Annotated in this window: 4 protein-coding genes; all 4 read left to right on the top strand. The window is 42.9% G+C overall.

Annotated features, from left to right (window positions below):
- Positions 1 to 11 precede the first annotated feature (11 nt).
- The 4 genes from ACQE26_RS16485 to ACQE26_RS16470 are packed head-to-tail and all read left to right on the top strand — an operon-like array spanning position 12 to position 18,131.
- Complete coding sequence (locus ACQE26_RS16485; protein ID WP_500470081.1) at positions 12 to 5,723, top strand: type I polyketide synthase; 5,712 nt, start codon at positions 12 to 14, stop codon at positions 5,721 to 5,723.
- On the top strand, positions 5,723 to 13,105 hold the full coding sequence (locus tag ACQE26_RS16480) for an SDR family NAD(P)-dependent oxidoreductase (protein ID WP_500470080.1): 7,383 nt from the start codon (positions 5,723 to 5,725) through the stop codon (positions 13,103 to 13,105). The genes ACQE26_RS16485 and ACQE26_RS16480 overlap by 1 nt, the downstream gene beginning before the upstream one ends.
- 50 nt (positions 13,106 to 13,155) lie before the next feature.
- A complete protein-coding gene (locus ACQE26_RS16475; protein ID WP_500470079.1) occupies positions 13,156 to 17,007 on the top strand; it encodes an alpha/beta fold hydrolase in 3,852 nt (1,283 codons plus the stop codon).
- 32 nt (positions 17,008 to 17,039) lie between these two features.
- Complete coding sequence (locus ACQE26_RS16470) at positions 17,040 to 18,131, top strand: serine hydrolase domain-containing protein (RefSeq protein ID WP_500470078.1); 1,092 nt, start codon at positions 17,040 to 17,042, stop codon at positions 18,129 to 18,131.
- Positions 18,132 to 18,525: the final 394 nt, after the last annotated feature.

Raw genomic sequence — 18,525 nt, 5'->3', positions numbered from 1 at the left:
GAATGAGACAGGTGGCCAGTAATCAAAACTATCAGTTCACATTAACAATTAAACATACGGACTATATTGTCAGGGATCACCGGGTGCATGGCACCCGGATTATACCCGGTGTCACATTTTTAGATATGATATACCGTATGGCGCTGAGCAAAGGTTTGCCTATTGAAGAACTCGAGTGTCAGAATATTTTGTATTTGGAACCTGTAGCAACATCGGATACCTTTGACAGAGAAATCCGCATCCGTTTTCAGGGGTTGGAACAGGGATGGGAAATTCAGGCGAAGAGCAGAAAGGTAAAAGATGACCGCATTCTGGATGAAAGCTGGGATGAGAATATGAACTGCAGGCTCATGCCGAAAATCCCGGAAAGCATGAGTTCAATTCATATCCATGAAATCAAACATGCCTCCGTCCGTGAAGCTGATATGGAGATATGTTATGACTATTTAAAAAAGGTTGATATAGAGCATTTTGAATTTATGAAGAGTCTGGGGAAGGTTTATGCGTCTGACCATTCTGTACTTGCAGAGTTGACGCTCAGCCAAATTGCAAATCAATATACCGGCTATTTTCAATTGCATCCCACTTTTCTTGATGCGTCTACCATCATATCGATCCTTTATCAGGCATGTCCCGAATATTTTACACAAGGATCTCCGGCAAGCCGGATGAAAACGTATATTCCCATTCATATTGAATCTTTCCGTATGACGAAGCGCCTGGAAGACAGGTGTTATGTGTACATAGAGAAGCAAGACCAAAATCATGATTCAGGGGATGTCATCCAAGTAAGTTACGGTTTGTACGATGCACACGGGGAGATGATCGCTTATTTTACGCGGCTGTCTGTGAAACATATTCGCTCAAAAGATTTAATTGAAAACCTGAAGCAGACTCGTTTGGAAACTGAAGCGGCTTCTCAGCCAAAAGACAGCCTGGTCAGAAAAGATTCAATCATAAATCGAAGCGAAAGCATCGAGACACACCTTAAAGAATTAATATCCGGGGTTTCAAATATAGATCTGCGTGACATAAGGACAGACATTGGTTTTTATGAACAGGGCCTGGATTCAGCTTCTTTGCTTGCCATTGTCAAAGAACTTGAAAACAAAACAGGGGAACAGCTGTATCCTACACTCCTGTTTGAGCAGAAAACGATCCGGGAACTCGCCGCATATATTAAAGAAAATCAAAAAATGTCCGATTATTTCTTAACGCAAAATCAACCGGCTGAAAAGCCTGACATGAAAGAAAGTAAGAACGAAAATCTTTCCGCTCTTATAACAGAAGGAGACATTCAGCAGCTGATCGCAGATATCAAAGGGACTGCCCCTGAAACACTCTCTGTGGTAAAAGGTTTTTATGAACAAGGCCTCGATTCCGTAACACTTATGCAAGCCGTAAAGGCATTGGAAGAGAAAACAGGCAGGGAACTGTACCCTACTTTATTGTTTGAGTATCCGACGATTCAAAAACTTGCAAACTATTTTGCAGAGAGCGGCGAAAAAACTTCCGTTGAAAAAGACCTCCCTCTTCATCATGGAGAGAATCATACGGCTCTGACCTATTTAACGCCGCATTGGAGACAAAAGGCTGCCGCTTGGGACCCAAATTGCGGAAATAAAAAGAATAGAACATACCTGCTGTTTCAATATGACAGAGAGCTTTTTCATTTTATGCGGGAAAATGCTGAAAATGGATTCGGAAATACACAGATCATTCTCGTTTTATCAGGGAATCGTTTCTCCTATCACGGAGACGGTGTTTATGAGATAGATCACAGGGAGGAAGCTCACTTTGACAGGCTTGCAGCTGATCTGAAAAAAAGGGGGAAAATGCCCGACACCGTGGTTTACGGGTGGCCGGAAGGGGCATTTGCCGGCCCGGAAAAAATAAATGAACAGCTTTCTAAAGGGGCTTACCCGCTATTCTTTTTCAGCCGGGCATTGATGCGCAGCAAGGCGGAAAAAAAGGTTGTATCGCTTTTCCTTTATCCGGCGGACCATAAAAATGATCAGCCGCTTTACGCTTCAGTCCATGGTGCAGGGCAGTCTATTTTGCTTGAGAACCCGAAACTGGCCCTTAAGACAATCGGGATATCAGTTTCAGACAAGTCATCGTTGCCGGATCTCACAGCTGAAATCATCAGATGCGAATCAACTGAAGCGCATCCGGGAGAAACCGATCTTTATTATGAAGGAAATGTGCGCTGGGTCCGTGCCTTACGGGAAGCGGAACCGGCTCAAAACTCAGGTTTCTCCTTTAGAGAAAACGGAGTATACATGATTACAGGAGGGTCCGGCGGCTTAGGCCTTATATTTGCAGAACATATCGCAGCCCAAACAAAAGCCAATATTATTTTAGCGGGCCGTTCTGAACTTACGGAAGACAAAAAGAACAAAATCAGCCGAATGAAAGCAGGCGGTTCTTCGGTTCAATATATAAGAGGTGATTTTTCAGATAGCCGCGATGCAGAGCGAATCATAAGAACCATTAAAAGGCAATTCGGAGAAATCAACGGTGTGATACACAGTGCCGGTGTGACGCACGACGCTTTATTGATTCAAAAATCAAAAGATGAAATCAAGGAAGTGATCGCTCCGAAAATAAATGGGACGGTCTTATTGGACAGCTTGCTGCAAACCGAACCTTTGGACTTCTTTGTGATGTTTTCATCAAGCAGCTCGATGTACGGGAATATCGGACAGACGGATTACGCATTGGCCAACCGGTTCATCGATCTTTTTGCTGAGTGGCGTGAAGGAATGAGGCGGAAAAAAGAACGCTCCGGCGTCTCAGTAGCCATCGGCTGGCCGCTATGGGAAGACGGCGGCATGAAAGTGGATAAACAAACTGAAAAATGGATGAAACAAAAAATCGGTATGGTTCCTCTTAGTAAAACCAATGGGATCAAAGCTTTTCAAGATTCACTCTCTCTGAACGCATCACAGCTGATAGTGTTTGAAGGTGACAAAGAAAAACTGAAATCTGCACTTCAAGATACCTTCATGGAGGATGAAAACCGTGAGATCCAAATAAATGAAACAGCTGATACAAGGCATGAGGACATTGCCATTATCGGATTAAGCGGGAAGTATCCGATGGCTGAAGACTTACCTGAATTTTGGGAGAATTTAAAGAGCGGAAAAGATTGTATTACAGAAATCCCGCCTGACCGCTGGAATATGGATGATTTCTTCAGCGAAGACAGAGATATGAAAGGGAAGTCTTACAGCAAGTGGGGAGGTTTTATCAGCGGAGCCGATCAATTTGATCCGCTTTTCTTTCATATTTCCCCAAGGGAAGCAGAACTTATGGATCCCCAGGAAAGGCTCTTTTTAGAAACGGCCAAAAATTGTTTTGAAGACTCAGGATACCCGAGAAACATGCTGGAAAAGATGAAAGTCGGTGTATTTGTCGGTGCAATGTGGGGCCAATATCAACTATTTGAAGGAGAAGAAAATGGAGTGGCTTTCTCGCCGGCATCCGTCTATTCTTCAATTGCCAATCGGGTGTCTTATTATTTTCATTTAAAAGGTCCGAGTTTGGCTCTGGATACAATGTGCTCTTCATCACTGACCTCTATTCATTACGCATGCCAAAGCATACATTGCGGAGAGAGCGATATGGCATTAGCCGGCGGAGTGAATTTGTCAATACATCCGAATAAATATAAGTTCCTCAGCATGGGACAGTTTCTATCAAGTGACGGCAGATGCCGGAGTTTTGGAAAAGACGGAAGCGGTTATGTTCCCGGTGAGGGAGTCGGAGCCGTATTGTTAAAACCATTGAAAAAAGCAATAGAAGATCAAGATCAAATATACGGTGTGATTAAGGGAAGCGCCGTTAATCACGGAGGAAAGACGAGCGGGTATTCCATACCGAATCCGGATGCGCAGGCGGAGGTCATTTCAGAAGCGCTTCGTAAAGCTGACATTGATCCGAATACCGTCAATTATATTGAAGCGCATGGAACGGGTACGTCATTAGGCGATCCGATTGAAATTCAAGGACTGAAAGATTCCTATCAACTGAATCATCCTTGCGCCATCGGTTCGGTGAAATCAAATATCGGACATTTAGAATCTGCGGCAGGAATCGCTGCGGTAACGAAAGTGCTTCTCCAAATGAAGAATAAGCAGCTTGTTCCTTCTCTGCATTCCGATATTGTTAATCCGTTTATAGATTTTGATCAGGTTCCTTTTCAAGTGCAGCGGAAAGCGGCTGAATGGAATATTCCGCAAAACAGCAATGCTGTTCATCCTTTGAGAGCCGGGGTAAGCGCTTTTGGGGCAGGAGGGACAAACGCGCATCTTATATTGGAAGCGTATGAGCCGCCAAAAGCTTTTGATCATCAAAGCGGCCGAGTGATCTTTGTTTTATCGGCTCAAGACAAACAACGGCTGATAAAATATGCGAAGGTTATGGCTGATTTTCTATCAAAAAATGAATCGAAGGATAACAATCATAAACTGCGTCTTCAGGATATTGCCTATACACTTCAGACGGGACGCGATCATATGGAAGAACGGCTGGCGATAGTGGCAGATTCCGGGCAGGTCATTGCTGAAGAGCTCTCAGCTTATATCAGGGGAGAAAAAAGCAGCTTGAGCTATACCGGTAATACATTCGAATCAGAAGTTCACAATGAAATGCCTCACGTTTGTTCAGATTACGCCGAAGCAGCATCCAAATGGGTAAATGGAAGAAAGATAGATTGGGAGACTTTTGAGGTGAATTGGAATGCTCGCAGGATTTCTATTCCGGGACAACCGCTGATCAAACAGCGGTATTGGATAGCGGAAAAAGAGGAAACGCTTGTTTCAACAGATGTGAGTAAGCCGACTCACCCTTTCTTGGGGAGTAACACGTCCGATTTTAATCAGTTCAGTTTCACGAAAAAAATCAGCCGTAATCATCCGTTCGCACTAAGTCTGTCTGAAGGAAACGTGTCCTTTTTCCCTTATGCATCTTTGGCTGAAATGGCTATCGTCAATGCAGCGGAGGCATTTGGACAACCAGTTCATACATTAACTGATTTATTGTGGACCGAAAGCATGAACGGAATGACTGATATACGGGAACTGATGATTACGCTGACGCCTGAGCGCGACTTTGCGCGGTTTGACATATATGCAAACACAAAAAATGAGAATAAAGTACGTCTTACCAGGGGAAATGCGCATATTGTTAAGCCTGAAAGCGGTATGCTTCCTGAAGCGCTTGATATTGCTGAAGTCAAATCAGAAATGACTGAACATCCTGCTGAATCGCCTTTTGTCATTGAATCAGCGAAAAACAGTGACGGAATGCTGTCGTTTCATTCATTGCCGGATGAGCTTTATGCAAAAAGAGAGAATTTTACGATCTCTCCCGAAGCGCTTGAGTCCGCGATTGAAGCCAGTGCGTTTTTTGTCAGCGGAGAAACCTTTCCGGAATTGATCGGAATGGGAGCAGCGGATGTCTATCAGCCTCTCGCTCAAAATTTTTATGTCTATACTCAAAAAGAGAACCGGCAGAACAGCCGTGATGTAACGTGTCATATGACATTTACAGATGAAAACGGAAGCATTCTGGCAGAGTGCAGAGATGTGAGATTCAGATATGGTCATAAAAAAGGCACTGCTCAGACGGACGACGAACTCATTCGTCTCCTGCGTCAATTGGAAACCAATGATATTGATCAGAAGGCTGTATTGAAACAATTAATGGGGGAAGAATGATGAACGGAAAACGTGAACAAATCAGCGATATTCTTGATCTGATTCAATCAGGACAGATATCGGCTGACGAAGGCTATGCCCGTGTGACATCCATTCAGAATCAAAAATCACGGGCATCGAACCATCCGCTTTTTTATTACAAGCCGGAATGGACAGAATCGTTCATTCCGAATAAGAAGAGCGTACCCTTGACGGGATTGCTCCTGATTTTTGCAGAAAATGAACGGCAAATACAAGAATTGAGCGGTTTGTTTAAGGACTGTACTCTCTTGTTTGTTATCCGCGGAAAAGAATTTGCTGTTTTGCATGATGATACGATTTGTATGAATCACGTGAAAAAAGACGATTATCTAAAGCTGTTCCGGTACATTTATGATCATTATCAGCTGCCCGAAAAGATTCTTCACTTGTGGTCTGATTCTCAGGCTGACATGAGTAAGGGAGGTATACAGAAACAATTGGAAAACGGATTGTTTTCTCTTCTGTATATTACACAGGCGCTGATTGAACTGAAATGGAAAAAGATAATAAAACTGACGCATATTTTTCAAACTGAGAATAAAGAACAACTGCCGCTGCATCATGCTCTCGGCGGATTGGTGAAAACCGTTCACCAGGAACACCCCAATTTTCACTATCAGATTATCAATATCACGCAATCAGAGGGTACGGGAGCCGCTCTTCCAGCAATAGCGGATATATATCAGAGAGAGTGTGACGAAAAACGGGATATCCATTTTGAAGTGCGCTATGAAAACGGCAGACGTTTTACGAAAAGCTATTATAAAGCCGGCTCATTCGATTTAACCCAGCCGCTGAAACATCATGGGAATTATCTGATTACAGGAGGCCTGGGCGGTCTCGGTTATATATTGGCAAAACATCTGTCGGAAAAATGGAAAGCGAACCTCATATTGACGGGGCGCTCTGATTTAACTGAAGAGCAGGAGAAAAAGATCGAATATTTAAGAAGTTCAGGTTCAACAGTTGTATATATCCGATCTGATGTTTCAAAACAAAGTGATGCTGAACGGATGTTTGCTTTTGCAAAAGAGCAGTTCGGCACCTTACATGGAGTATTTCACAGTGCCGGCGTACTCCGTGACTCTTTTATCTTAAGAAAGACAAAAGAAGAAATGGATCAAGTCACAGGTTCGAAAGTTTATGGCACGTTGTGGCTGGCGGAAGAAATCAAAAAAATGAAAGTTGAATTACTTGTCTTGTTTTCATCCACATCGGCAGTCTTCGGCTCAGCCGGCCAATGTGACTATGCTTTCGCCAATGCCTGTTTGGATCAGTATGCAGCAGTTATGACTGCAAAAGAGTCTGCCGGAAGGGTAGTGTCAGTCAATTGGCCGCTATGGACTTCCGGCGGGATGAATATTGACGATGAAGGAATATCCTACATGAAACAGGAACTCGGTCTTGACCCGTTAGATGACAGTGACGGAATACAGGCTCTGGAGAACAGCTTGTGTCAATCATCTGAACAGCTGATTGCCCTGAAAGGCCGAAAAGAAAAGATTGAGGATGTGCTGATGCGTGCCGGCACAATCAACTTTCATTCAGAGCAGCAGGAAGATGCTGATTTGAAAAACGATGAATTAAGACAAAATATAATCAGTTATCTGAAAAATATAATGTCCGAAGAGTTGAAATTACCTGCCTCACTCATAGATGAAAAACAATATCTGGAGAAATACGGCATTGATTCAGTGATGATCATGCGTCTGACCAAAAAGCTGGAGCAAAGTATCGGCAGATTGTCGAAAACATTGTTTTTTGAATATCATTCAATATCGCAGTTAGCCGAATATTTCCTGAGTCATCACAGCGAACGAATGATGAAACTGCTGAACCCGGCCGGCACATCTGAACTTGTGTCGTATCAAAAAAAGCAAAAAAGAAAACCATTGGAAACAAAAGCGCCGGTACGCTCTGAAGAAGAAGATTCAAAAGAGCACATTGCGGCGGATCCCCTTTCTGCTGATATAGCCATTATCGGTGTCAGCGGCAGATACCCGGGTGCGGAAAACATCAGGGAGTTCCAAAATGTGCTGATGAATGGACAGGATTGCGTAAGCGAAATTCCCGATGACCGGAAGGAAATGCTGGAGGGAAGCTGCTATAAGTGGGGAGGTTTTCTGAAAAATCCAGACCGGTTTGATCCTTTATTTTTCCGGATATCACCGAAAGAAGCGGCTTTTCTAGATCCTCAGGAACGCCTCTTTTTAGAGACAGTGTACAATACCATAGAGGATGCGGGTTATAAACCTTCAGATCTGACCCGCAAAAAGGTCGGAGTTTTTGCAGGCGTCACATATGGAAGCTATCAATTTTTCGGCGTTGAAGAATCACTTAAAGGAAATGAACTGGCCGTCGGGTCTCCATTTTCTGCAATAGCAAACAGAATATCGTATTTCTTTAACTTTAAGGGGCCGAGTATGGCGGTTGATACAATGTGTTCCTCCTCTCTTAACGCCATTCACTTAGCCTGTGAAAGTATACGAAGAGGAGAAAGCACACTTGCTGTTGCGGGTGGGGTCAATCTTACGCTTCATGCGAATAAATATACATTATTAAATCAAAGCCGCTTCTTTGCAAGTGATGGCCGATGCCGTACATTCGGCGAGGGCGGTGACGGTTATGTACCGGGAGAAGGAGTGGGATCCGTACTTTTAAAGCCGGCGGCGGAAGCGGTAAGGGACGGAGATCATATTTATGCGCTGATTAAAGCGACAGCGGTCAATCACGGAGGGAGAACAAACGGTTTTACGGTTCCTAATCCGAATGGTCAGTCTGAACTGATACAGGACGCGCTTCAGAAAGCTTGTATTGATCCTCGTACAATTAGTTATATTGAAGCTCACGGAACGGGAACTTCTCTGGGAGACCCGATTGAGATCACCGGATTAACAAAAGCGTTTCGGGAATTTACGGAGCACACTCAATATTGTTCCATCGGTTCTGTCAAATCAAATATCGGCCATCTTGAGGCCGCAGCGGGAATTGCCGGTTTGACAAAGGTTCTTTTGCAAATGAAACTGAAAAAACTGTTTCCTTCCATACATGCGGAGACGTTGAATCCAAATATTGATTTTAAAGCATCTCCCTTTTATGTACAGCGGTCATTGCAAGACTGGAAGAAACCGAAACTGCAGGAAAACGGAAAAACAGTAACTGTTCCGAGAAGAGCGGGGATCAGCTCATTCGGAGCGGGAGGAACGAATGTTCATATCATTATAGAAGAATATGAAGAAACAAACGTCTCAACAGAACATGTTGAGAATGAACCGCGTATTGTCCTGTTATCTGCTAAAGACAATGAACGTCTTCTTGAGTATGCCGAAAACATGAGAGATTTTATTCAACGTTCACTAAGTCCTGAAGTAAAGGATAAACAGCCTGATATGAAAGAAAAGGTGAATGAAGTACTCAAACCGTTTGTTTCGGAATTGCTTCATATCCATCCGGAAGAAATTAATATTGCTGATTACCTGAGTGAATTTGGCGTAGGGCCTTTGGAATTAAGCCGGATGGCGGATTTTATTAACGAAATGTTTCATATTGAACTCACGATGTATGAATTAACTGATTGCCCCTCCATTCAAGCAGTTACTGAATACTTATTGAAGGAATATGCCGGAGCGATAAGAAACCTGTTCCCGAATGAAGTGATGGAAGCCGGCCAATCGGAAAGCGTCGTTTTACGGGATCTGGCATACACTACACAATCGGGCAGAGAAGCGATGGAGGCCAGAGCGGCGATTACCGGTACCTCTCTTAAAGAAATTAAGGATAAATTATTTGAGTTTTGCCGCGGTGACAAGCAAGTTCCAGGCGTATATGTTAATCAGCAATCAGCAGATGCATTTGCTGAAAAAATGAAGGCGTTAACGGAAGGCAGAGCAGGTGAATTGTTTGTAAAGACCATTATTGAGAACGGTGAAGCGGAAAAGCTGGCTCAATTATGGGTTTGGGGGGCGGATATCGACTGGAAATCCGTTCATCAACATTTACAGCAGCCGGGTAAACGGATCTCAATTCCGACTTATCCGTTTGCGAAAGAACGTTATTGGGTTCCGTCCAGGACTGAGAAGACAGAGATCCCTCAACATTCCTTTCAACATCACTTGCAAAAAAAATGGAGAGAGAATCCGTTTGTAAATCCATCCGAAACAAAAGAGTACGGACTGACAGTAGCATTTGTAAATCAAGACACAGAATCAATTGCCCGCACCATTTGTTCGGATATAGATCAGGAGAATCTGATTGTCATAAAACATCACTCTTCATTTATAAAACACTCTGATCAAATGTTTGAGTGTTCTTTATTAGATGAAAACCACGCATACGACGTTATCCGTGAGATCTTCTCGGGCGGTGAGCGGCAGGTCGAAAATATATTTGATTTCTCAGATATCGGAAACCAGAGTGAAAATCAGAACGGCATCCCATATGGTAAATTCTTATTTATACAAGAAATAATTAAGAGGAGTAAAAAGGAAACACCATTATCCATTTTACAAATCACCAATGGCTTGCAGGTATTTAAAGCGGAAAAACCAAAGCTGACGGGGGCAGAATCAGCGGCTTTTCTGAAAGCCCTCTCTGCGGAATACGGCTTTGTTCATGTGAAAACAATAGATATAGACAGCATGAAAGAAACGCATGAGCTGAAACAAATCTTTGAGAATGAAAGGGCGCAATGTACCGCAGAGAATGAAGTATGCTACCGCAGCGGCGTCAGATATGTTCCGTATTTTGAAGAAGAAAGAATCCATACCGGCGGGCCTGTTTCATTTCCTGCGGATAAAGCCATCGTGATTACCGGCGGGACAGGGGGCATTGGCAGAGCAATAGCTGAAGATTTGGTGAAACGGGGAGTGAAAAAACTCGTGCTGACGGGTACGCGTCCATTACCTTTGCGAAGTGAATGGGATCATTTGCTGAAAGAGGGCAGACAGGACGAAAAGACAGTCAGCAATATAAAACTGTTTCAAAGTTTTGAAGAGAAAGGTGTCAACTATCTGTATTACAGCGGTTCTCTCACAAATGAAGAGAAGCTGCGTTCATTCTTTCACCAAGTAAGCCTTGAATTTAAAGATATAAGCGGTGTCATACACTGTGCCGGACTGCATAGCGGCGGAAATCCGGCCTTTATTCATAAAAGAATGAGTGAATTTAAGACGGTGTACGGGCCGAAAGTCACTGGACTTCAGAATTTGGAGCGGATTTTTAATAATAGGCCGCTGGATTTCTTTATTCTATTTTCATCAATTGCTGCACAGTCACCCAAACTGTCGAAAGGAATGACTGATTACGCGTCTGCAAACGCATATATGGACTATTTCGCGGCTTATCATTTTCAAAAGGGGAGAACGTATTTCACGTCCATCAATTGGCCGAGCTGGAAAGAAGTCGGAATGGGTACTGTGACGAGTCCTTTATATGATGAATTGGGATTGGACTCTCTTTCCACACGGGAAGGACTGGCGATTTTGTATCATGCACTGGAGAGAAAATCGGCCAATATCATTCCTATCGTGAAAAAAGGAACAGTGTTTCATGCAGACAGTCTCCTGAACATCAATAAAACCGGCGGAGCTTCGGTGCCAGTCCGAAGACAGGAGACTCCCGACACTTTTGATCGTTCAGAAGGGCTTGTCAGTGAACTTTCTGCCGTATTTGCCGAGGAATTGAGCATTCCCCTTGAAAAGCTTAACCCACATACGGATTTTCAGGAATACGGTGTGGATTCTATACTTCTTGTCAGCATTATACATCGAATAGAAGCAATGATTCAGAAAAAAATTGACCCTACTGTGCTTCTTGAACACAACACGATTCATGGTCTTGCGGAATATATCGGTAAGACGGCGCCGCCGTTGAAAAAACAAATCGAACAGACTGATTCTCAAAGCAGCAATCAGCAAGAAATGCAGTCTGTGACGAGCCGAAATACAGAACCGCAGACGGCTTCCTCTGCAAAGATAGCTGTTATCGGAATCGGATGTAAGTTCCCTGGAGCGGCTGATAAAGAGGAATTTTGGGACAATCTGAGAAAAGGGAAGAATCATATTAAAGAAGTACCTGATTCCCGGTGGAATATAGAAGAAAATTACTCTCCGGTGCAGCAAAAGGGAAAAAGCATCAGCAAATGGGGAGGGTTTATCAATGGAATCGGCAGCTTCGATCCGGAGTATTTCCGCATGGAAGAGGAGAAAGCCATCCAAACGGATCCGCTGATAAGACATTTCTTAGAAACGAGTGTACAGACTGTACGGGATGCCGGTTATGAAGAAACGGAATTATCGGGAAAAAAAGTCGGCGTATTTGTCGGTTCCAGAATGGGCGGCTACGGTCACAAACTGCCGAAAGAAAGCAGCAGCCACATCGTCGGGCTTAGTCAAAACTTTATTGCTTCACATGTGTCGCATTTCTTTAATTTTCACGGTCCAAGCATGGTTTCTGATACCGCTTGTTCTTCTTCATTAGTCAGCATTCATTTAGCCTGCCAAAGCATAAAAAACGGTGATTCAGAGATGGCGCTGGCAGGAGGGGCGGATCTGCTTTTGGATGAAATTCCTTACATGATGTTAACAGAAGGAGGAGCTCTTTCGCCGGACGGTCAGTGTTTTACTTTTGATGAAAGGGCAAACGGCTTTGTACCCGGAGAGGGTTTTGGCGCTGTTCTGTTAAAACCGCTGGAGAAAGCGAAAGCTGACGGAGATCGGATATACGGTATCATTGAAGCATCAGCTATTAATAACGACGGTGCGACAATGGGAATTACGACCCCGAATCCTAAGCTTCAAGAGCAGGTTATTCAAGATGCATTTGAAAAAGCCGATATCACTCCCGGATCAGTCAGCTACGTCGAAACTCACGGCACAGGCACGATGATTGGAGATCCGATTGAGCTACAGGCTCTGACAAAAGTATTCCGAAGAGACACAAACAAAACGCAATTTTGCGGAGTAGGAAGTGTAAAAACCAATATCGGACACTTATTAAGCGCTGCCGGAGCGGCAAGTTTCATTAAAGTGATTTTATCAATATGGCATAAGGAAATTCCGCCTACATTGAATTGTGAAACGCCAAACCCCCGCTTTGAATTTGAAAAGTCGCCTTTTTATCCGAATACAGAGCTGAGAAGCTGGAAAGATGGAAAACGGTGGGCGGGCATCAGCGCTTTCGGTTTTGGCGGAACAAACGCCCACCTTTTGGTAAGCGGCCTGGATGATTCATATCATTCCGTCAGGACTCCGCTGCCGCCTGCCGAGTTTGTCAGAAAAGAGTACTGGCCGGATTCAAATCGGAAAAAACAAATCAAACAGAATAAAAAACGGCTTCTTGAAATTATTGATGAAACAGAGTAGCACCTGCTCTGTTTCTTTACTTTGTAAAAGAAGAAAGGTTGTCGAGTTGCATGAGGTTCAGCGTATTAGTCAAACATGACGATTATATTGTTTCAGACCATGTCCTTCATCAAGTGCGTACGATACCCGGCGTAACGTATCTGGATTTAATAACACGATTTTTAGCTGAGAAAGGGATATCACCCCGAAGTTTTGAAATCAAACATGTTTTATTCCGTGAACCTGTTGCGACGTCAGTCCATTTTGCTAAAAAAGTCACCTTCCAGTTTACGGAACAAGAAAACGGCTGGCTTGTTGAAACAACAAGCAGGAAATGGGTCGCTGAAAAGGCGGAAGGTGAAGCGTCAGTCAACTTGCAGGCGGAAATCATAAGAAAAAATGCGATAAACGAAAAGACAATTTCAATCGAAGCATTAAAGAAAGGGGCCGTCCGGATTTCGGATGCTGAAGCCGCCTATCGTAATTTGCGCAGGGGCGGCCTGATTCATAAAGATTTTATGAAATTGGAAGGTACGGTATATGAAGGTGAAAATTATATTCTGGGAGAGGTCAGTTTAAGCGGACTTTCAAAAGAATATACAGATGACTTTTACATGCATCCCGCATTTTTGGACGGGTCTCTCAGCTTGTTGGGAATCCTTACATCAGACTTGCCGGATGAAGGAACAAATGCGTTTATCCCTATATATATTGAGACATTCCGGGCACTGCATAAAACAACTGGGTCTTGTTTTGTGTATATTGATAAAAACAGTATAACGCAGCCGCCTTCTAAAGACATTTTATATGCGGACATAGAAGTATACAGACCTGATGGAGAGCTTGCTTTTTATTATGAGCGATTCGGTGTGAAAAGAGTCAGAAATGAAAAATCAATACAAAGGCTGGAGCATTCCCAAAAAGGTAAAGAGGTCGGCAGCGCAACGAACAATAATGAAATGATCAGAAATAATTTGATCCAAGAGATAGCCGGCATGATTGAAAAACCTGCTGAAACAGTGAAGAATGATATTTCCTTTTATGAGTTGGGCTTGGATTCTAAACAATTATTAGACTTATCCAAAAAAATAGAACTGATGTTAGATACAAAGCTGTACCCGACTTTATTATTTGATTACTCCACAATCGGTGAATTGACGGAATATCTGCAGGAGAAATACGGAGCCGACATTACAGACTCTATCTCTGTTACAGTTCAGCACCAAGACAGTCATAAAACATTAACAGATGAGCTGTCATCCATTATTGGAGAGGTTACAAACACACCGCCAAATAAAGCGGACAAACACCAATCTTTTTACGAACTGGGTCTTGACTCAAAACAGCTGCTGCATATATCGAAAATTCTCGAGGAAAGATTGGATACACAATTGTATCCGACATTGCTTTTTGATTATAACAATATTCATGATTTAGCGGCTTATTTAGAAGAAAAATATGATGTGCGTAATACGCCGGCGGCAGCTTTTAAAGAAAAAACGCAAACGAAAGAGCCGTCTGAAAAGCCGATGCTTGAATCTTTGTATTTACAAAAAGAATGGATAGAATCGCCATTAAAGTCCGGAGAAGTACCTAAGGAAAATACATTGATTTTCGATTTCGACAGTTCATTGAGTGATGAAATCCGAAAGTACATCGGCAGTGAAAATGTTATTTATGCGGAAGCCGCCGATGAATATGAAATGGTAAATGAAAAGCATTATAAATTTAATCCGGAGCAGTCTGCTCATTACACCAGACTGTTAGAAGATATGAAAAAGTCCGGAGCGTTTCCGGCGTCAATCATTCATTACCTGTCAAAAAAAGCTTATACTGAGGCAGCGTTAGATCTGACTCACAGCTTTTATTCAATTCTTTATTTGAGCAAAGCTTTGATCCATCAAAAAGTAAAAGAAAACATCAACATTCTGTACGTACATGACAAGGGTCAATATACAAATCCGGTTTACGCCGCGATTGGAGGCTTTTTTAAAACGCTGAATGCGGAGCAGCCGAATATAAAGTGTAAAACGGTTGAGATTTCTTCAAGACAAACCATTAAAAAAGCACCTTTGCTTCTCAATGAATTAAGTGCCGGACATCATCAGGCTGTGAAATATGACGGCGATCAAAAAAGGTGGGTGACAGCATATAAAGACGCTTCGCTGCAAACAGGACAAAAGGCCGCAAAGTTTGCAAAAAACGGGGTGTATCTCATCATCGGAGGGTTAAGCGGCATCGGCTGGATTATTTCAGCGTTTCTTTATGCAAATCACGGAGCCAGCGTTATCATTGCCGGGCGATCGAAAATGACAGCAGACATGGAAGAAAAATTAGACAGCATCCGCTATGACGGGGCAATCATTTCTTATATTCAGGCTGACATGTCAGATAAGCAGCAGGTAATCAAGTTAGCGGAAAAAATTCATGCTGATTATTCCGAAATCAACGGGGTCATTTACAGTGCAGGCGTGTTAAAAGACTCCCTTATTATGAATAAAACAGAAGCGGAAGCTCAAGCGGTGCTGCAATCAAAGGTCAATGGTGTGATTCATTTGGATGAAGCGCTCAGAGATATGCCTTTAGACTTTTTTGTTTTGTTTTCTTCCATCTCCTCAGAAATCGGAAGTCTGGGTCAAGCCGATTACGCCTACGCCAATCGTTTTCTGGAGCATTTTGCCGAGTGGAGGGAATGTATGAGAAAGGCGGGGGGAAGATCAGGAAAAACTATCGCTGTAAATTGGCCTTTCTGGAAAGACGGAGGCATGTCAGTTGATCCCGGTATTCAAGATATTATGAAAATGGAGTACGGACTTCACCCATTAGAAAATACTGCCGGAATCAAAGCATTTGAACACTCGCTTCTCGGCCAAGGCCACCAGCTGATCGTGTTATACGGGGAAAAAGAAAAAATACAAAACGATTTCAAGCCGTTATCCGCCCGTTCAGCACCGCCTCTAGTAAGAGATTCAGCGCTTGCAGCCGATTTTGATGCTTCGTCGTTCGTTACGGAAGAAGCTGAAAGTCCTTTCCGAATACTCGGCACGGCCTCCAATCGTCATCTCGACGATTATTTGCATTATTGGAGCAGACTGAAGAAAGGAGCCCTTCAGCACGATCAAAGCGATGCCGCAAAAAAACTCATCGCTTTTTACCAGACAGAAGAAACGGAAACCGTTCATTTTCTGGCAAACACAGAAAATGCCCGGCATATGGAAATATTGATGAGCGGTAAGGGCGAAACAATTTTACTGATTTGCGGTTTCGCTACCACTGCTTACATGTGGAAAGAACAAATGAAGGAGTGGGCAGATCAATTTAATGTAATTGTCATACACACACCGGGTTACGGGCTGAGTGAGGGGAGCGCCGATTTTACACTGAGCGGGCTGGCTCAGACTTTTATCGAAGTGCTGAACGAGATAGGGGTTGCTTGGCCGATCCACATTGCGGCAGCTTCTTGGGGAGGCATGATAGGACAGAGGATAGCCTATGAATACCCCGAAAAAGTAAAAACACTCATTCTTTCCGGAAGTTACACCGAATACGAAGAAGACCCTGAAAGCAGTGTCGAGGAAAAACTGAAAAATGATTTTATAGCTATAGGAAAGTCGCATGAATATGAAAGTTTATACAGTAATCAATTCTTAAATGCTTCTATTGAACGTTTTATGAAGATACATCAACAAGAAGGCTATTCTACAATCGGCTTTTTAAAAGACATTCATACAAGAACGCTTATCCTTACAGGTGAGAAGGAAAGCGTGGTTGATCAGAAAGAAACAAAAAGGCTGCGGAAACTGCTGAGCAATGCAGAATTAAAGAAAATTAAGGGAGCGGGGCATCTTCCGAACATCACACATCCGGAAGAATTTAATAAAGCGGTGTCAGAATTCATCAAGAAATCGGTAAGTAAAGGATGAAAACGATACATACAGTACAGGGGGAGAAAACAATGAAACAAACAATAAGCAATCCGGCATTTGATATGAAACAAATTAACGCTCTTAACAGCCATTATCAGACGATGATAGACAATGGAGTTCTGCAATGTGCGAGTTATATGATGTCAAGAGGAGGTGAGGTTTTTGCAGCTGAGTCGTTAGGGGAATTTACCGGCGGACAAAACGAAAAGCAAACATTTCAGCTTGATACAATCAGAGAAATCGGTTCTTTGACAAAAGTGTTTACCGCTGTAGCCGTCATGCAGCTCGTCGAAAAAGGTTTGCTCGATCTGAAAATGCCGGTCAAGCTCATTTTGCCTGCGTTTGATAAACCGGGTTTCGGAGAAATTAAAATTTTGCACCTTTTGACCCATACGGCGGGATTAAGTTTTGAGCTGGATATTCAAAAGGCTGAAGGCATTGACTTAACGAATGAGGAAGAATGGATAAACTATCTCGTCAGTACGCCTTTGGAGTACGGAGTGGATGAAGCATGGAACTATTCCAGAACCGGTTTTGTTATACTTGGCATCATTATTTCAAAAGTAACAGGCGTGTCCTACGAACAGTATGTAACAAAGCATATTATTGAAGCGCTCGGATTAGAAAGAACGTATTTTTATGTGCCTGATGCTTTAAAAAAAGAAGTTTGTGTGATCAATGAGCACGAGTGCGTACAGCTGGAAAAAAGTCATCACCCGTATTTTCCGAATAAAGCGACAAGCGGTCTGTACTCTTCGTTGCGAGATATTTGGAAGTTAGCTGAAATGTTTAGAAATAAAGGCAGATTGAAAGATAAGAAGCTGCTTGGAAGAAAAACAGTCGAAGCGATGCTGAGAAATCAAATAAAGCCTGGTCTTCCTTTTTACTTCTTCGGAGCGCCCAGAGAGGAAGGCGGCTTTGGTTTAGGCATTAATTTGTGGCCGGCCGGTGACCATTATTTCATGACAGAAGGCACCTTCTCACATCTTGGAATGGGTTGGTGCGGCATGTTTTCTGATCCAGCCGAAGATTTTACGTATGTATTTTTCACTCCGGTTTCCGAGTTTCATCCTCATGCCGTGCTGACGCCGCTGAATATCGTGTGGGCGGGTATTGAATAATTAGACAAAAGCATCGTCCCGTCTGTTCGGCAGGCGGGACGATTGCTAACTGCCCGTTTTTATCCCGAGCATCTTTTCAAAGCCCGCCCCTAAGTTAAATAACTTAATTTACTCTTTGTAATTTTTTTAAATTATAGTACAGTAGAGCATTTTTATAATACAGTTTAAAGTCTTTTATAGTACAGTTTGGCGCAATATGATCTTAAGTTTTATAAGCGGTTTCAAAATGAGGTTATAAACAATTGACGGCTTTGTTTAATTACTGTAAACTATGGTTGTTGATCATATTGTACTAATAAAAAATCTTTTTTTATTAGTACAGTTTAAACGTCATTATCTGCTTAAGCGCTATGTGAATTTCTGAATGATTAATTTTAGAATTGCAGAGCATGAT

The sequence above is a fragment of the Bacillus sp. 5RYD7K genome (assembly GCF_059831465.1).
The sequence above is the reverse complement of the archived record's forward strand: the minus strand, read 5'-3'. Positions and strand labels throughout refer to the sequence as shown.